This is a genomic window from Nocardia acidivorans NBRC 108247 (genome assembly GCF_001625085.1).
In the GTDB taxonomy this organism is placed as follows: domain Bacteria; phylum Actinomycetota; class Actinomycetes; order Mycobacteriales; family Mycobacteriaceae; genus Nocardia; species Nocardia acidivorans.
In genome coordinates this window covers 1-16,384 of sequence record NZ_BDAW01000054.1, presented here as the reverse complement: position 1 = coordinate 16,384, position 16,384 = coordinate 1, and the positions used below count along the sequence as shown (strand labels likewise).

Below are 16,384 nucleotides of genomic sequence, written 5' to 3'. Positions count from 1 at the left end.
CATAAGAACCGGCAACCAGGCGCCAGGGCAGGCTATTCCACCGATGGCTCGCGGATATTCTCACGCACGATAGGGGTGGCGCACGCCGTGATGCGCCTGATGGGCCAAACCCTTGCGGGGGCCCGTGGGCGTGTCTAGGGTGATCCGCCACGATTACTCGTATCGCTTGATTCGAATATTCGCATTCACCCTCCTGTGCAGCACACGACGAAACGGGGAACCCGTGTTCGAGAGATTCGGCCGCGTCACCATGACGGCCGCGGCGGGCGCAACGCTCATGCTGACCATCGCGACCAGTCCCGCCTCGGCGGCATACGACCTGCCACCGGCCAATCCGTATCTCGGGCCGGTCGGCACCGCGACCATGCACGGCGACGCCGAATCCTCCGACGCCACTCCCCTGCCCGGCCCCGGCGTCGGGAGCGTGCGCGCGGACTTCCACGAGGAGGCCGCCGCCTGCCCGACCATCCTGCAGGGGGCCGACGGGTTCCCGCAGGCGCTGTGCACCAAGATCACCGATCGCGCGCCCGAGGTGCTGCTGCTCGATCCGAACAGCGGCAACACCCTGGCGTCGCTGGATCTGACCAAGGGCAGTCTGCTCGGGGGCGTATACGCCTATCTGGACGAGCGGAACCGCATGGTCACCGTGGACGGCAGCGGCGATCTGCTGCATATCGACCATCAGCGCAGCGGTACCGGCTGGAAGCTGTCCATCGCGTCGAGAACGCCCATCGCACAGGCGGTCACGGCGCACTGCGGCGGCGGGGACTGCGATCACGTCGCCTCGGTCATGCCGGACTTCGACGGGCGCGTCTGGTTCGCCACCGACAATGGCGCGGCCGGATTCGCCGATCCGGCCACGGGTGCGGCGCGGGCGGTGGAACTGGCGCCGGGCGAATCCGTGGCCAATAGCATTTCCAGTGCGCCACAGGGTGTTTCGGTGGCCACCGATCACGCGCTGTACCTGTTGCGCGCCGACTCCGGCGGCAACCCGTACGTGGTGTGGCGGCGAGCCTACGATCGCGGACCGGCGCGCAAACCCGGCCAATTGAGCTGGGGCACCGGCGCGACCCCGACCTTCTTCGGACCCGGCGGCGGCACCGAATACGTGGCCATCACCGACAATGCCGCGAACAAGGAGAACCTGCTGGTCTTCGATACCGCCACCGGCAATACGGTCTGCTCGGTCCCCGCCGTGGACGGCACCGAGAACTCCCCCATCGGCGCGGGCAACAGCCTCTTCGTGGCCGGCACCTACGGCTACCCGTACCCCCAGCTGCCCGCCAACGCCGGACCCAGCCAGCCCGCGAGCGCCGGTTTCACCGGCGGTATGACCCGCATCGATGTCACCGGCTCCGGGTGCACCGTGGTGTGGACCAATACCGTTCCCTCGGCGGCGGTTCCCCGGCTCTCGGTGGCCGACGGCAAGATCTACACCATCGGCCGCCACTCCCCGCTCGGCTCCGGCAGCGGCGGCTCGGGCAGCGCGGGCCTGCCCACCGGCAGCGGCGGGGTCACCGACACCTATAAGTACACGGTCATCGACGCCGCGACCGGCAAGGTCGACACCGAACAGCAGATCGGCGCGACGACCATCCACGACAGCCTCCAGATGGTCGGCACCATCGCCCCGGGGCGCGTGCAGTATCAGGGCACCCTGAGCGGACTGTTCCGCATCACCCCCGGGTAACCCGACGTCACCTCGCGCAACCGCCGTCACCCAGCGGGCCCTCCCGCCATCCCGGCGCGCTTTTGCCGGGATCCACGCCGCCAGTGGATCCCGGCCAGAAGCATGCCGGATGACGAGGTTTGGGAGCACCCCGGGATGACGAGGGGGTTGATCGGCAGGTGGCCGGTTTGGTATCTCCCGCGCTCGGGAGCCGAATCGTGCAAAGCTGGCAGGCATGTCCGAGCGTCCCGCCTCCGGCGAACTCCGCACCGCCCCCGGCGGCATCATGGCGGACCCCGCCTGGCATCCCAGCCCGCGCGCCAAACTGCTGTGGGCGATCGGGGCCGCGCTGTCGTGGGTGTTCCCGTTCCTCGCGCTGATCATCTGGATGATCGTGGATCCGCACCGGCGGTCCTGGCAGCTGTGGATTCTCGTAATCGCCCTGCTGGCAGCGGTATTCAGCATTGTGGTGGTACCGCTGTGGCGATACGCGGTGCACCGGTGGGAGATCACCGCCGAGGCGGTGTACACCCGCACCGGGTGGTTCACCCAGGAGAGCCGGGTCGCGCCGATCACCCGCATCCAGACGGTGGACACCTACCGCGGACCGCTGGAGCGGCTGCTGGGATTGGCCACCGTCACGGTCACCACCGCGTCCTCGGCCGGGGCCGTGCACATCAGCGCGCTGGCCCTGGACGACGCCCGGCGGACGGTGACCCGGCTGACCGAGATCACCGCCCGGCATCGGGGAGACGCCACGTGACCGACCCGTCCTCCCCCGATTCCGAAGTGCGGCAGCTCGATTCGTCCTACCCGAATACCCCTGGACCGCAACCGGATCCGAACCCGTCCGGCACCGCGGCCCCGGCCTGGCAGCGCCTGGACCGGCGAATGCTGCTGATACACCCCATCACCGAGCTGATCCGCTTCATTCCGGTGCTGCTGGCCACCCTCATCGCGGGCGCGCGCAGCGACAGCCCGACGTGGAGCCTGGGCGTGGTGGGCATCATCGTCGTGCTGGCCCTCACGCGCTGGTTCACCACCACGTATCGGATCACGCCGGACAATGTGGAGCTGCGCACCGGGCTGATTCAGCGCAAGCGACTCTCGGTGCCGCGCAACCGGGTTCGCTCGGTGGACGTCGAAGCCGATCTGCTGCACCGGGCGCTCGGACTGGCGGTGCTGTCCATCGGCACCGGTCAGCAGGCCGAACGCGGCGATCGGTTCAAACTCGATTCACTCGACGCGAGTCTGGTGCCCGCACTGCGCACCACCCTGCTCGAGCACACCCGCGAACAAGCCCCGGCCGGTACGGAAGCGGCTGCGCCCCCGTCGGATACAGCGCCGCCGGACGGCGTCGTGCTCACAGAGCCGGTGACCGACGCGGCCTCCGCACCCACCCACCCGCCGGTGGAGATCACGCACTGGCAGCCGACATGGGTGCGCTACGCCCCGCTGTCGCTGACCGGATTCGCGATCATCGCGCCCTTCGTCGGCCTGCTGTTCCAATACGGTTTCGCCCGCGTCATCTTCGACTCCAGCGCCGTACAGGGCGTGGAAGACGGTGGCGCGCAAGCCATCGCGCTGGCGGTGCTGCTGCTCATCTTCTTCCTGGTGGCCTTCGTCAGCCTGGCCGCGTGCGCCCGCTACCTGATGACCTACTACGGCCTGCGGGTGATCGACGACGGCGCGACCCTGCATATCCGGCACGGCCTGTTCACCACCCGTCAGATCACCCTGGACCTGGCCCGGCTGCGGGGTGCGACGGTGAACGAACCCCTGCTGCTGCGCATGGCGGGCGCAGCCGAACTCGAAACCATTATGACGGGCACCAAATCCCGCCGGAAGATCGTTCCCCAGGCCCCGCGCGCGGCGGTGGATCACACCCTGGCGCATCTGCTGGACTCCACCGCCGCAATAGATTCCGGGAGCGCGTCGAGCGAAGCCCAGCTCACGACCCCGCCGATTGTCACGGCCGCCCTGCGCACCCACGGCCCGGCCGCCACGCGGCGGCGGTACACCCGAGCGTTATCGCCGCCGCTGATCGCGGCGGCCGTCCTCATCGCGTCATCCCTTGCGGGCCTGTCGATTCCGGTGTGGGTCTGGGTGCTGATCGTGATCGCTACCGCCACGGCCGCGGCACTGGCATGGGATCGCGCGCGCGGGCTGGGCCACACCGTCATTCCCGCCACCGGGGACAACCCGGCCTGGCTGATCACCCGCAGCGGCTCGCTGGACCGCGACCGCGATTGCCTGGAGGGACCGGGCGTCATCGGCTGGACGGTCCGCCAATCCTGGTTCCAGCGCCGGGTCGGCCTGGCCACCATCACCGCCGCCACCGCGGCCGGCAAGAAGCGGTACCACGTATACGACATCCCGCTCGACCAGGTCTGGCCCCTCATCGAGGCCGTCACCCCCGGTCAACTCGGAAGCCGTTGAGCCGCGGCCGGAGTGACCGGGCGAGTGCGCGCCCCGGCGGTGAGATCGAACGATTCGACCGCCGCGGGTGCGCACTCGATGGTCACCACTGGCCGGGCTGGTACTCGCCGCCGGTCATTCCGGCGATCACATTCAGCCGGTTCCAGGCATTGATCGTGGCGATGAGGGAGATCAGCGCACCGATCTGATCATCGTCATAGTTCTTGCGCACCTGCGCCCAAGTGTCTTCGGAGATACCGGGATTGGCGTCGGCCAGACGGGTGCCCTCCTCGGTCAGGGCGAGGGCGGCGCGCTCGGCGTCGGTGAAGACCGAGGATTCCCGCCAGGCGGCGACCATGGCCAGGCGCACCGGTGTCTCACCGGCGAGCGCGGCATCCTTGGTGTGCATATCCAGGCACATACCGCAGCTGTTGATCTGCGAGGCGCGGATCTTGACCAGTTCCTGGGTGGCCTTGGGCAGGGCGGACTCGTCGACGACGCGGGCCGCGGTCACCAGGCGCTTGGTGAACTTGGCGGCGACTTCATTCTGGTACAGGGCGAAGCGGGTCATTGTTCTGTACTTTCCACTGGGTTCTTGTTGACTACACAGGAAGGACGACACAGGAAGGACGACGCAGCCCGCCCAGGTGTGACATCACCGTCAGATGTAATTTTCCATTCACGTCCGATTCAGAAGCTTTCAGCAGCTCGCCGCCCGGAAAAGTAAGCAGGGATTTCCCCACCGTGGTAGAAATCTTCGAGGTTTACGAAGGGGATTCGGCATGGAACCAACGGTCCGACAGCGGGCAGCGCTCAGCATGATCTGCGATACGTTCCTTCCCGGGGACGGGCTCACCCTGCCCGCGGCCACGGAACTCGGGGCGGTCGACACGATCTTCCAGATTCTGGGCCGCAACCCGCGCGAGGCGGAGCGCAAGCAGCTGGCCACCCTGCTGGGGCTGTGGGATTCACGAATCACCGGACTGCTCACCGGTAATGGGCCGCGCAAGTTCTCCACCCTGTCGCAGCAGCAGCGCGAGCGGGCGCTGCTCACCCTCGGCGACTCCCGCCTGGCCCCGGTGCGAGCCGTCTTCCAGGCGCTCAAACAGGCTGCGCTGCTGGCCTACAACGTCACGCCGGGACCGACCGGAACCAATCCGCTGTGGAAGGAGATCGGGTATCCCGCGCCGACCGGCCCGCTGCCGAGCGCTCCGCAACCGGCGCTGAAACCGCTGCGGTTCACCGAATCCACCACCCTCACCTGCGATGTCGTCATCGTCGGATCGGGTGCGGGCGGCGGTACGGCGGCGGCGGTACTCGCCGAGGCCGGGCTCGACGTGGTGGTCCTGGAACGCGGAAACTATTACGACGACCGGGATTTCGGTGGCGGTGAGCTGAGCGCGCTCACCAGCCTGTACGCGCCCGGCCCGGCCGGATCGGCCGAGGGGCAGATCACCCTGGTCGCGGGCACGTGCCTCGGCGGCGGCACCGTCGTCAACTGGAGCACCTCACTGCCGACACCCGATGCCGTGCGGCAGGAATGGGCCGAGCTGGGCGCCTCCCAGTTCGCCGAGGCCGAATACGGTGACGCCCTCGATGTGGTGTCCAAGCGGCTCGGGGTCACCGACGCGAAGTCGCCGCTGTCCCCGCGCGACGGGGTCCTGGAGCGCGGCGCACTGGCGCTCGGCTGGGATGTGGATATTCTGCCGCGCAATGTGTCCGATGCCTGTGACGCCGGAATTGAGTGCGGGCGTTGCGGTTACGGCTGCCGCCTGGGCGCCAAGCAGTCGGTCGCCAAGACCTGGCTCGGCGATGCGGCCGGTCACGGTGCGCGGCTGGTCGTCGATGCGAATGTGCGCCGCATCGAGGTGAAGAACGGTCGCGCCGAGGCGGTTTCGGCCCTCACCTCCACCGGTGCCGAGATCACGGTGGCGGCCCGCGCGGTCGTCGTGGCCGCCGGTGCGATTCAGACCCCCGCGCTGTTGCAACGCTCCGGCCTGAAGAACAAGAACATCGGCCGCCACCTGCGGCTGCATCCGGCGGCGGCGGTCTTCGGCGTCTTCGAACAGGAGATCCGCCCCTGGGAGGGCGGGCTGCAGACCCGAATCAGCCGCCACCACGCCGATTTGGATGGCAACGGCTACGGCGTCATCTACGAGACCGGTCCGATTCATCCCGGCCTGGCCACCGGTTTCATGAACTGGCGGGGCGCGGCGGATCATCGCGCCACCATGCTGGATTTCGCCCGCTCCAATGCCATCGGCATCATCACCCGCGACCGCGACTCCGGCACGGTGGAGATCGACAAGACCGGTGAGCCGATCGTGAAGTACCAGCTCTCGGACTATGACGCGAACCATCTGCACACCGGAATCGCCGGTGCCGCACAGATTCTGGAGTCCGCGGGCGCGCGACGCATCTTCTCCGGACATCAGGCCGGGGTCTCCTACGAACCCGGGGTGCGCGGCTCGCACGCCGAATTCGAATCCGCCTGCAAGGCAGCGGGTTACGGACCCGGACAATGCTCCATGGGCGCACTGCACATCATGGGTTCGGCGCGCATGGGCGGTTCCGCCGAGCTCTCGGCGACCAATCCGGACGGCGCCACCTGGGAGGTGGCCAATATCGTGGTGGCCGACGGTTCCAGCTTCCCGACCGCGCCGGGCGTCAACCCGATGGTGTCCATCGAGGCCATCGCCTATATGACCGCCAAACGACTTGCCGCACAGCTGAGTTAGGCACGCGACCGGATCGACTCAGAGGGACCGGATGCCCTCCAGCACCGCGGTCAGCAACCCCATATCGGAGGTGCTGCCCGTCGGGGGCGGGGGCATCCGGAAGACCAGTCGGCCGTCGTCGATCAGATCCCCGACGAGCACCTTGGTGACAGCGAGCGGCAGCCGCAGATGCGCCGACACCTCCGCCACCGAGATCGGGTTCCGGCACATGCGCACGATATCGGCGTACTCGGGTTCGGTCCGCCACATCGAGGTGCCGCGCTGCGCGTCGACCAGCTGCGTGGTCATACTCAGCTCCGGGCGCCGCGCACCGCCGCGGCCGCGGGTCACCGCGAAGAGGCGGACCAGCGGGCCGGAATCCTCCTCGTACCAGTGTTCGCGCGGCTCGCTCATGGCCGTTGCGAGCCGCCCGCGTGACTGCTCTGCGCCCCCGGGCGCCGAATCGGCTCGACCGAGAGGTGAGTGCCGACGCGCTGCACGGTCTGATTCATCTCGAAGGCCACCAGACCCATATCCGCGTGCTCGGAGGCCAGCAGCGCCAGGCAGGCGTTCTCCCCCGCGGCGGTGATGAACAGCACCGCCTGGTCCAGCTCGATCACGGTCTGGCAGACCCCGCCCGCCCGGAAGTGATGTCCGGCCGAACGCGCCAGACTGTGCAGCGCCGAGGCCATCGCGCCGAAACGCTCGGCGTCCGAGCGCTGTTGGCCCGAGGAGAAGCCGAGCAGCAGACCGTCGGTGGACAGCAGCACCGCTTCGCGCGCATCGGTCAGCCCATTGACCAGTTCGTCGAGCAGCCAGCCCAGATCGATTCGCTGGAAGGTGGTCATTGTGGTCCTCTCTCGGATTCCGGGCGCACCGCGCGGCCCTGGCGGGTGCCCTTGGCAATGGCGCTCATGAGATTTCGGGCCTCATCGGCTGTGCGCTGACGCGGCGGCGCCGGGACCACCGGTTCGGCGGCCTGGGCCTCGGCTTCGGCGGTTCGGCTGCGGCGCGGCAGATCCGGGCGCACCTGCCGGGATTCCGCGAGATCGGTGTAGCCGCCGGGGCGATGCCGGTTCGAGTCCGGGTCACCGGTGTACGCGGCGGAGAGCGCGTTCGGACCCGGCTCCCGGGCGCGCAGGCTCGGTCGCGGGATCGGCAGCGCCGGAAGCTGTTCGGAGCGAACGGCATTCGACCATTCGTGACGCAGACCGTCACGCGATTCGGGGGCGCCGTGCGGTGCGGCGGGCATCTCATGACGCGGCGGTCCGGTCGTCTCCAGCACCGCCGAGGGGATCAGCACCACCGCGCACACGCCGCCGTACTCGGATTCGGCCAGTCGCACCGAGATACCGTGCCGCCCGGCGAGTTTCGCGACCACGAAGAGCCCGAGTCGGGTATTGCCGGAGAGTGTGGCCACACTGAAGTCCGGCGGATTCGCCAGCAGTGCGTTGCGTTCGGTGAACTCGGTCTCGGACATGCCCAGGCCCTGATCGATGATCTCGACCGCGACACCCCGGCCCACCACCACCGCCGACACCGTGACCTGCGACTCCGGCGGCGAACAGGCCGTGGCATTGTCCATGAGCTCGGCCAGCAGGTGGATCACATCGGCCACCGCGTGCTTGGCCACCCACACCTCGGGCAGCCGCCCGGTCTGAATCCTGGTGTAGTCCAGGCTCTCCGCGACCGCACCGCGCACCAGATCGATGAGCGCCACCGGATTACGCCAGCGCCGCCCCGGCTGTTCTCCGCCCAGAATGATCAGGTTCTCGGCATTGCGGCGGGCGCGGGTCGCGAGATGATCGAGTTGGAACAGCAATTCGAGCTGATCGCTGTTCTTCTCCTCGCGCTCGGCGCGATCGAGCAGGCCGAGCTGCCGGTGCACCACCACCTGGCTGCGATGCGCGATATTCAGGAAGACCGCATTGATGCCCGCGCGGGTGCGCGCCTCCCCGACCGCCGCCGACACCGCCACCAGGTGCGCGCGGTTGAATGCCTCGGCGACCTGGCCCAGCTCATCGGTGCCGAAGTCCAGCCGCGATACCTCGGCCGCGGCGTCGATCTCCTTGCCCGCGCCGAGTGCGGCGATCATGCCGGGCATCCGCTCATCTGCCAATTCCAGTGTGTCACGGCGCAATCGGCGCATCCGGCCGATGAAGCGATTGGCCAGCACCAGTGCCGCGACGAAAGCCAGTGTGGCGATGAGGAGTACGACCGCACCGCCCAGCAGGGAGTCGCGGGTGGCCTCGTCACCCTGATGGCGCGCCGTCACATGGGCGTCGCGGCTCTGGTCCTCCCACAACTTCTGCAGTGCCGCGTTGACCTGGCCGGAGGCGCGCTGCCACTCCACCAGGCCCACCGGCAGCGGGGCGGGCTTGGCCGAGGTCTTGGTCTCGCGGGTCTTGGCGGTGCCCTCCGCGGCGTCGACGCTCTCGCCGACCGGACCGCGCAGCACCAGCGCGTCCTGCATGGCGGTGACCTGCTGCCAGTCGGCGCTCGCGGTGATCGCCTCGAGCTGATTGAGCCGTGCACCCTTGAGCACCGTCGCCGAATACGCCACCTCGGAACGGAATTCACCGACGCGGCGGCCGAATTCGAGTATTTGGGCATCGGAGAACACCCCGGTGGTCAGGGCCACCGCACCCATGGTGTCGGCTTGGGAGAGCGCCTCCGCCGCGCGCAATTGCTCCACGGCATAACCCAGTTCGATGCCGATCTTGGCGTTCGGCGCGACCCGGGCCGCGAGCATGGACGCGGAGATGATGGTCCCGATCACCTGGGTGAAGAAGCCGAAGATCTGCTCGGGCCGGGCCTGCATGGCATCCACCCCGTTACGCAGTGTGGGTACCATCTCGAAGAGTTTGTTGTACGCCTCGATATCGCTCGCCGAACCATCCGGATTCAATTCGCGCGCCGCATCGCCCTTGGAGATGACCACGGCCAGCGCCTCATCGGAGTGTTTGCGCGCGGGGACCAGCGCCGCCACGGCGTCGGTGTCACCGGCCAGGCGCAGCACCGACAGCCGCCGCTCCTCCTCGAAGGCCGAGACCATGAGAATCGCGGGAGTTGTGGTGCTGCTTGCCAGTTCGGCCCACTGCTTGGCCTCCTGGGCGGATTTGACCAGGTAGATCGCCGCGCCACCGCCGATGGCCAGCAGGGTGACACTGGAGATGAGCACGATGGAGAGCAGTCGGACCCGGACGCTCACCCATCCACGGACACCGCGCCCCACCGAATTGGTCTGCCTGCCAACCGATTTGCGCAGGTTCTGCCAGCTGCCCACCGAAAATCTTCCCGCTCCCGAACGCTGCCGCGCCCCGTATCATGCCGAACCACCCGAAATGAGCTGTTCGTCACGCTTCCTCGATCGAGAGAGTAACGGAAAGATCCCGAATCGACTACGGCTTCAACTCATTTCGAATGCTAACTAGATAGCGGGTGATTCGCTGTAGCGCAACGGGCGACCACCGCGGCCAACCGCGCATGCTCCGGGAAATTCCATGCGAACGCGAAGCGCCGACGCGTATAGCCCAGGGCGATACCCGAATCCGGATCCGCGTACGCCAGCGAGCCCGCCGAGCCGTCATGCCCGAACGCCCGCGCGCCCAGCACCGGCATGCGCAGCCCCATGGCCTGGAAGCCCAGCGCGAAATGCGCGGAGGGACCGCTCACCAGATCGCCGCCGACCGAATGCGCCATGGTGAACTCGCCGAGCGTATCCGCGTGCAAAAGCGCCGGGCCGGAATCCGTTTCGGAAATCGCGGCCGCGTACAGCGCCGCCAGCCCGCGCGCGCTGCCCACCCCGCCCACCGACGCCGGGCCGAGCGCCCGCACCCCGGGATCATTGGCCAGTTCGACCTGATCCACCGGCGGCGTGGAATTCAGCGCGAACGCGATGCCGAGCAAGCTCCGCGCACCCGGGGTATCGGACCAGAACCGCCGCTCCTGTTCCGGCGTTGCCAGCCATGGCCGGATCGGCAGATACCGATGCTCCTGCTCGGCGGGCAGGCCGAGATACACGTCCAGCGCACGAGATTCGCGCACCCGCTCCCGGAAATGCTCCTGAAGGCTGTGCCCGGTCACCCGCCGCACCACCTCGTTGACCATGGCGAAGGCCACGAAACCCGCATAGCCGTAAGCGCTTCCGAGCCGCCAGTGCGGGCGCTGCCCCGCCACCAGCGCCGCCACCACCCGATCATCGGCGAGTTCGGCCACACTCGTTCCGGCATCGATGCCGACAATGCCGCTGCGATGGGTGAGCAGATCCCGCAGCGTCACCGATTCCTTTCCGGCGGCGGCGAATTCGGGCCAATCGGCGGCGACCGGACGATCCAGCCGCAACAGCCCCTCCTGCACCAGCAGCGCCACCACCAGACTCGATACGCCCTTACTGGAGGAGTAGATCCCGGTGAGCGTGTCACCGGTGACCCCCGCACCCGACCACAGGTCCACCACCCGGCGACCGTGCCGCACGACCGCGAGCTGCGATCCGGCCTCACCCTGTTCGGCCGCGACCACCGCGGCGTACTCCACCGCGACCTCCTCGAAGCCGGGTTCGACGGTGCCGTGGATCTCGGCCGGCTTCACGACAGCACCCCGAAGTTCGCGCGAATCACATTGTCCGCGTCGACCTTTCGCTTCAGCATCCGCAACCGCTCGAGCGTCTCGGGCGCGAACGCCGCCGCCGCGGACTCGCCGGGCGCCAGGAAGGTGTACGGCTTGGACCCGCTGACATGCGCGCCGAGCGCCTCGACCAGCGCCCGCTGCTCGGCGGTCACCGCGTCGCGCAGCTGTGGCAGTCCGAGGCCGAGCAGATAGAGCGCGTACGGCTCGGCCAGCGCCCCGCGCGCACCCGCGCCGGGCAGGGCCAGCGCGCCGCCCAGGTGCCGGACCTGGATATTCACCAGCGGGGCGACGGTATCGCCGAGCAGCACCGCCACCGTCTCATCCTCGAGGTCGGTGAGCAGTTCGGCCCGGGACACCGAGGGGCTCGGCGCGGTCGGCTCCGCGGTGATATCGCCCAGATCGGCCACCGACATGACCGCGCGGGTATCGGAGACCACACCGCCGAGTCCGTCGACGGCGGCGACCAGCGCCCGTCCCCGCTCCGGATCACCGAGATAGGCGACGTCCAGCGCCACCATCTCCGGGGCCTGCGGGAATTGGAACCGGTGGAACCACACCGACAGCTCATCGGGGGGGCCTGAGAGGTCAACCGCCGGAACAACTCCCACACCTCGCGGGTGCGCGCGCCCGGCCAGATCACCCGGCCGCCGTACAACCCCGGCGCGGGGAAGAGATCGAACTCCAACGCGGTCACCACGCCGAAATCCCCACCGCCACCGCACAATGCCCACAGCAACTCCGGATCGCCGTCCGCGGCGACCCGCACCCGATCACCTTGGGCGTCGACAATCTCCAAGGCGCGCACCGCATTCGAAGCCCAGCCGTGCTTGCGGGCAAACCAGCCCAGCCCACCGCCCAGGGTGTATCCGGTCACCCCGACCACCGGATTGCTGCCAGCCAGTCCGGTCAGGCCGTACTCGGCGGCCGCGGCCTGCACCCGACCCCAGTCGGCTCCCGCGCCGACCCGCGCCATCCGGGCCGCCGGATCGACCGATACCGAATTCAGCGCACCCGTGCGCAGCAGGATCGCCTCGGCGATATCCCCGGTCGCACCGTGCCCGGTCGGCTGGGTGACGACGAATCGTCCGGCGGAGCGGGCGAATCGCACCACGGCCTCGATGTCCTCGATCGCGGCGGCCTCGACCACCGCCGCCGGATACTGGGCCACCGCGGTATTCCACGGCCTGGCCGCCTGCTCGAAATCCGCGTCGCCGGGTGTCAGCACCCGCCCGCGAACCTGTGTGCGCAGCTTGTCGAAACCCATTTTCCCTGCTCGCTTCCGTTGGTCTTGGTCGTTGTCAACAAGACGAAGCGGACGGGCGAAATGTGACCCGAAGCAGGTCAGCGCACGGCTTTGATCTCATGGGCGTAGCGGGAGGTCGCGCGCCAGTACAGGTACAGCCCCGGCGGCACCAATCCGCACAGCAGCAGCGCCATGGTCGGCCAATCGCTGATCAACAGCGCGTCTCCGCCGGGCCCGCCGCTGGCGCACACCAGGAAACCAAGCGTCCACACCGTCAGCGGAATGACCATGACCGGAATGCGCTCGCTCACCACCGACATGCCCATCACCAGCAGCACATTCACCACACCCGCGAGCAGTGCGGTGATCGGCAGCGCGATCGCGCCCGCCGTGGTGGGGGTCGACGCCAGCGGCGCGGCCGCGGCCAGCACCGGCTGACTCGCCGGCACATGCGCGTGACCGGCGTAGATCGGCAGGTAGAGCACCTCGAGCACCAGGGTGATCAGGGCGTCCACCGTCAGGAAGAGCGCGATGGCGAAACCCATCCACTGCGGTTTGGGCACACCGGCCGCGCTCGGGGAGTCACCCGCGCGAGCTCCGAGGGCGGCCGTCACGGCACCGGCGGGAAGCCGAGCAGGGTCAGTAGGTGACTCTGCATATCGACGAATCCGTACAGCACCGACAGATACAGCTCGTGCTGCGCCTGGAAATTGGGGCGCTGGCTCTCGACGAACGCCGCGATCGCGTTTTGCAAGTCCCAGTTGTACATGTCTCAGTGTCTCATCTCGATCGACTGTGAAACCGGTGCGCCGGGTAATCCGGCGAACAGATCATGCTCCCGGCCGTCCGCCCCGACCGGACCGCGCTGCCCGCGCACCAGAATGTAATGCTCCTCCGGCAGCACCGGCTGGGCGATATTGTTCGACAGCGCGAACTCGCGACCGGAGGGGGCGACCGTCACCTGGGTGGCGTGTGCGCGCAGGGCGGCCCGCTTCGCGGCCAGGGTATCGGCGATATCCACCGTGGTAGTGACGGATTCGTGTGGTACACAAGCCAATTCGCCGGTATGCGGCAGTCGCCAGCCCGGCGGCAGCGCACCGGGCAGCTGATCCACCGTTCGGCGCTTGAGCGCCTCGGTGTGCATGGCGAGGGTGGCGCTGTCGGTGACGGTCCAGTACGCCTTCGGCACCTCCCACCCCCATTCGGTCGCGGAATCGACTGCCGCCATGGTGATTTCGTGCGCGCGAATATGATCCGGATGGCCGTAGCCGCCGCGCGGGTCATAGCCGACCACCACGGCGGGACGCAGCTCCAGGATGATCTGGACCAGCGCGTCCACCGCCTCCGGGCCGGATTTCACGAAGGCGCGCGGATTCCGCGCCGCGGGCGTCCCGGCCATGCCCGAATCCCGCCAGCGGCCCGCACCGCCCAGGAAACGCGGCGGTCCGGCGGCCAATTCGCCCAGCGCCCTGGTCAATTCGAGAATCCGGTAGCCGCCCAGCTGATCGGCCCGATCGGCGACCAGGTGCGCCCACTCGTCGCCGATGACCTCACCCTCCTCGCCGAGGGTGCAGGTCACCACGGTCACCGGCACGCCCCGCCGCCGATAGTGCGCGATGGTGCCCCCGGTGGTGATGGATTCGTCGTCCGGATGCGCGTGCACCAGCAGCAGTCCGCCGCGCCCCGCCTGATCCGCCGCGGTCATGGCAGCCGCCGCCAATTCGCGGCATCGGCGAAGACGCCGGTCTGGATCGCGCCGCTCAGCGAGACGCCGTCCACCCGCGGTCCCGCCGCCGCGACCTGCGTGTCCTGCACGATCGGCAGTACCGTCGCCAGATTCCAGAGCGCGGGTTCGGAATCGCCGATCACCTTGCCGACATCGATACCGCGCAGCGCGGCGTCGATACCCGGTTGCAGGACCGGATCGCAGACGCCCGAGAGATTGGACGGGGCCTTCTTGGCGGCATCGGCGACGGTGTTGTCGGTGGTCGTGCCGGAGGCGTCCGGGACCGGCACCGGCGGGCAGCCGTAGCGCGAGGCCAGGGCGGTCGCCGGATCGGCGCCCGCGTACTCCCAGCCGACGATGGCGTCCACCCCGGCATCGGTGGTGTCCTTGCCGTACAGCTGCGCGGCGGCGACGCTGCGCACGATGACATCGATTCCGGCACTGCGCAATTGGTCGGCGGCGGTATTGGCCACGGCCAGCGTCGAGGAGTCGTTCTCGACCGCGCCGATCCGAATGGTCAGCGTCTTGCCGTTCCTGGCGATCGGACGCGGTTGCGGTGCGGGCGAAGTCGGCGATTGCGTCACCGAAGGTTCGGGGCCCCGGCCGAATCCGGCCTCGTTGAACAGGCCGTACACCGCTTCGGCGCTCAGGCGCGGCGGCTGGGTGGCGACATAGCCGGGATCCGAGGGCGCGAGCACCTGGGCGCGCACCGGCTCCACCCAGCTGCCGGTCTGCGCGCCGACCGTGGCCAGCAGCACCGGATCCAGCAGTCCGAGCACGGCCCTGCGCACCCGGGAATCCACCAAATCGCCTGTGCGGCCGTTCAATACGAGCTGCATCTCACGGGACTGCGCCTGAATCGCGGTGCGGACGGACGGAATCGCAGCCAGCTGCGCCTGCAATGCCACCCCGCCGTGCACCAGTGCCATCTGCGCATCCCCGACCCGCAGCGATTCGGCCACCTGCGCGGGAGTTCCCCCGCGCCGCAACAGAATCTGATCCGGCACCGCGGGCTTGCCCCAGTACCGGTCATTGCGTTCGAGCAGAATCTCCTCGCGACCCCGATCGGCCTGTTTGATGCGGAACTGGCCGCCGGAGATCCGAATGGTGTCCACCAGGCCCTGCTCGAACCCGGAATCCTTCACCAAATGCTGCGGCAGCAGATCGGTGAACAGCTGCCGCCAGGCCGGATACTCCTCGCGCAGGATGACGGTGACGGTCTTACCGCCCGCCGACGAACTCACATCCGAGATGAGCCGATATCCGGCCGGATCCACCACCCCCGGCTGCGTAATCATCTGCTGCCACAGGTATTTGAAGTCCTCGGCCGCGATGGGAGCGCCATCGGACCAGGACGCCTCGTTCTTGATCTGATAGGTGATGGTGAACGGCTCCTGCGCGGTCACATCCGCCGACACCATGAGCGCCGGATCCAGCACCCAATCCGCGCCCCCCGGAACCACCGGATTCGGCACCGACCGGAACGGACTCGGCAACACCATCGAGGACACCGCCGACGCCGCGGGCGAAAGCTGCGACCGCAGATGCGGATTGAACCCGATCCCGATGTCGTCGACCGCGACGACGATCGAATTCTTCCCCGGTTTCGCGGGCTGCGTCTTCGGACTGTCCGTGGATTCGATGGGCGGCGGCGGATTGGCGGTGCACCCGGTCGCGACCGTCAACAGGGTCGCCACCATCAACAGCACCGCACGCAACGATGCGCGCACACCGGCCCCCAATCTCACTGTGCCCAATTTGCCCTCCGCTTCGCTCCGGGCGGGTTCGCGGCCCTTTGCGGCTCGGTTCTCACTCCTCGGCTCAGTCGCTCCAGAACCGAGCCGAGCCGGACCGCAAACCCTGACCGTCATAGCACCCGGATCGTGCACCGCGATCGTAGGCGATTCCAAGACGCCGAACTCCCCCCGCCCCGGGTCGCGGCCCGCCCCGGTTCTGGACTGAGTGGAGCGGGGGAGCGCAGC

The 16,384-nt window shown here is 68.6% G+C and carries 14 protein-coding genes and 1 pseudogene; 4 read left to right on the top strand and 11 right to left on the bottom strand.

Annotated features, from left to right (window positions below; all coding sequences use genetic code 11):
* Positions 1-223 precede the first annotated feature (223 nt).
* The 3 genes from NA10_RS25705 (at position 224) to NA10_RS25695 (ending at position 4,108) form a co-directional block, all read left to right on the top strand.
* Positions 224-1,690: a hypothetical protein gene (locus NA10_RS25705; RefSeq protein ID WP_245677893.1), complete on the top strand. Its 1,467-nt coding sequence runs from the start codon at positions 224-226 to the stop codon at positions 1,688-1,690.
* Between the two features lie 214 nt (positions 1,691-1,904).
* Complete coding sequence (locus NA10_RS25700) at positions 1,905-2,432, top strand: PH domain-containing protein (RefSeq protein ID WP_245677891.1); 528 nt, start codon at positions 1,905-1,907, stop codon at positions 2,430-2,432.
* A gap of 128 nt (positions 2,433-2,560) precedes the next feature.
* The gene (locus NA10_RS25695; protein WP_067572407.1) at positions 2,561-4,108 is read left to right on the top strand and encodes a PH domain-containing protein; all 1,548 of its coding nucleotides are present in this window, start codon (positions 2,561-2,563) and stop codon (positions 4,106-4,108) included.
* 82 nt (positions 4,109-4,190) lie between these two features.
* Here the strand turns inward: NA10_RS25695 and NA10_RS25690 are convergent, their stop codons facing one another.
* The gene (locus NA10_RS25690) at positions 4,191-4,658 is read right to left on the bottom strand and encodes a carboxymuconolactone decarboxylase family protein (RefSeq protein WP_067572373.1); all 468 of its coding nucleotides are present in this window, start codon (positions 4,656-4,658) and stop codon (positions 4,191-4,193) included.
* 211 nt (positions 4,659-4,869) lie between these two features.
* Here NA10_RS25690 and NA10_RS25685 point away from each other — a divergent pair, with 211 nt between their 5' ends.
* Positions 4,870-6,825, top strand: a complete 1,956-nt coding sequence (locus NA10_RS25685) for a GMC family oxidoreductase (RefSeq protein WP_067572371.1) — start codon at positions 4,870-4,872, stop codon at positions 6,823-6,825.
* Between the two features lie 18 nt (positions 6,826-6,843).
* Here the strand turns inward: NA10_RS25685 and NA10_RS25680 are convergent, their stop codons facing one another.
* The 10 genes and pseudogenes from NA10_RS25680 to NA10_RS25645 all read right to left on the bottom strand — a co-directional run bounded on the left by NA10_RS25680 (position 6,844) and on the right by NA10_RS25645 (position 16,102).
* Positions 6,844-7,218, bottom strand: a complete 375-nt coding sequence (locus NA10_RS25680; RefSeq protein ID WP_067572369.1) for a DUF742 domain-containing protein — start codon at positions 7,216-7,218, stop codon at positions 6,844-6,846.
* Complete coding sequence (locus NA10_RS25675) at positions 7,215-7,652, bottom strand: roadblock/LC7 domain-containing protein (RefSeq protein WP_067572368.1); 438 nt, start codon at positions 7,650-7,652, stop codon at positions 7,215-7,217. Before NA10_RS25675 ends, NA10_RS25680 begins: the two co-directional genes overlap by 4 nt.
* On the bottom strand, positions 7,649-10,015 hold the full coding sequence (locus NA10_RS25670) for a sensor histidine kinase (RefSeq protein ID WP_245677890.1): 2,367 nt from the start codon (positions 10,013-10,015) through the stop codon (positions 7,649-7,651). The genes NA10_RS25675 and NA10_RS25670 overlap by 4 nt, the downstream gene beginning before the upstream one ends.
* 215 nt (positions 10,016-10,230) lie before the next feature.
* Positions 10,231-11,394, bottom strand: a complete 1,164-nt coding sequence (locus NA10_RS25665; protein WP_067572367.1) for a serine hydrolase domain-containing protein — start codon at positions 11,392-11,394, stop codon at positions 10,231-10,233.
* The gene (locus NA10_RS38875) at positions 11,391-11,990 is read right to left on the bottom strand and encodes a hypothetical protein (RefSeq protein WP_245677894.1); all 600 of its coding nucleotides are present in this window, start codon (positions 11,988-11,990) and stop codon (positions 11,391-11,393) included. The genes NA10_RS25665 and NA10_RS38875 overlap by 4 nt, the downstream gene beginning before the upstream one ends.
* 260 nt (positions 11,991-12,250) lie before the next feature.
* A pseudogene (locus tag NA10_RS38870) lies at positions 12,251-12,697 on the bottom strand (FAD-binding oxidoreductase); the annotation flags it as partial.
* Positions 12,698-12,774: 77 nt separating this feature from the next.
* Complete coding sequence (locus NA10_RS25655; protein WP_067572366.1) at positions 12,775-13,290, bottom strand: hypothetical protein; 516 nt, start codon at positions 13,288-13,290, stop codon at positions 12,775-12,777.
* Positions 13,287-13,430, bottom strand: a complete 144-nt coding sequence (locus tag NA10_RS37695; RefSeq protein ID WP_169812645.1) for a hypothetical protein — start codon at positions 13,428-13,430, stop codon at positions 13,287-13,289. The genes NA10_RS25655 and NA10_RS37695 overlap by 4 nt, the downstream gene beginning before the upstream one ends.
* Positions 13,431-13,448: 18 nt before the next feature.
* A complete protein-coding gene (gene mshB, locus NA10_RS25650) occupies positions 13,449-14,381 on the bottom strand; it encodes an N-acetyl-1-D-myo-inositol-2-amino-2-deoxy-alpha-D-glucopyranoside deacetylase (RefSeq protein WP_067572365.1) in 933 nt (310 codons plus the stop codon).
* Positions 14,378-16,102, bottom strand: coding sequence for an ABC transporter family substrate-binding protein (locus NA10_RS25645; RefSeq protein ID WP_084515242.1), 1,725 nt, complete (start codon positions 16,100-16,102; stop codon positions 14,378-14,380). The genes mshB and NA10_RS25645 overlap by 4 nt, the downstream gene beginning before the upstream one ends.
* Positions 16,103-16,384 lie beyond the last annotated feature (282 nt).

Excerpts from the sequence above, each read along its gene's own strand:
- NA10_RS25690 (WP_067572373.1), bottom strand. The coding sequence starts at position 4,658 with ATGACCCGCTTCGCCCTGTACCAGAATGAAGTCGCCGCCAAGTTCACC.
- NA10_RS25645 (WP_084515242.1), bottom strand. The coding sequence starts at position 16,102 with ATGGTGGCGACCCTGTTGACGGTCGCGACCGGGTGCACCGCCAATCCG.
- NA10_RS25675 (WP_067572368.1), bottom strand. The coding sequence starts at position 7,652 with ATGACCACCTTCCAGCGAATCGATCTGGGCTGGCTGCTCGACGAACTG.
- NA10_RS25680 (WP_067572369.1), bottom strand. The coding sequence starts at position 7,218 with ATGAGCGAGCCGCGCGAACACTGGTACGAGGAGGATTCCGGCCCGCTG.
- mshB (WP_067572365.1), bottom strand. The coding sequence starts at position 14,381 with ATGACCGCGGCGGATCAGGCGGGGCGCGGCGGACTGCTGCTGGTGCAC.
- NA10_RS25685 (WP_067572371.1), top strand. The coding sequence starts at position 4,870 with ATGGAACCAACGGTCCGACAGCGGGCAGCGCTCAGCATGATCTGCGAT.
- NA10_RS25700 (WP_245677891.1), top strand. The coding sequence starts at position 1,905 with ATGTCCGAGCGTCCCGCCTCCGGCGAACTCCGCACCGCCCCCGGCGGC.
- NA10_RS25695 (WP_067572407.1), top strand. The coding sequence starts at position 2,561 with ATGCTGCTGATACACCCCATCACCGAGCTGATCCGCTTCATTCCGGTG.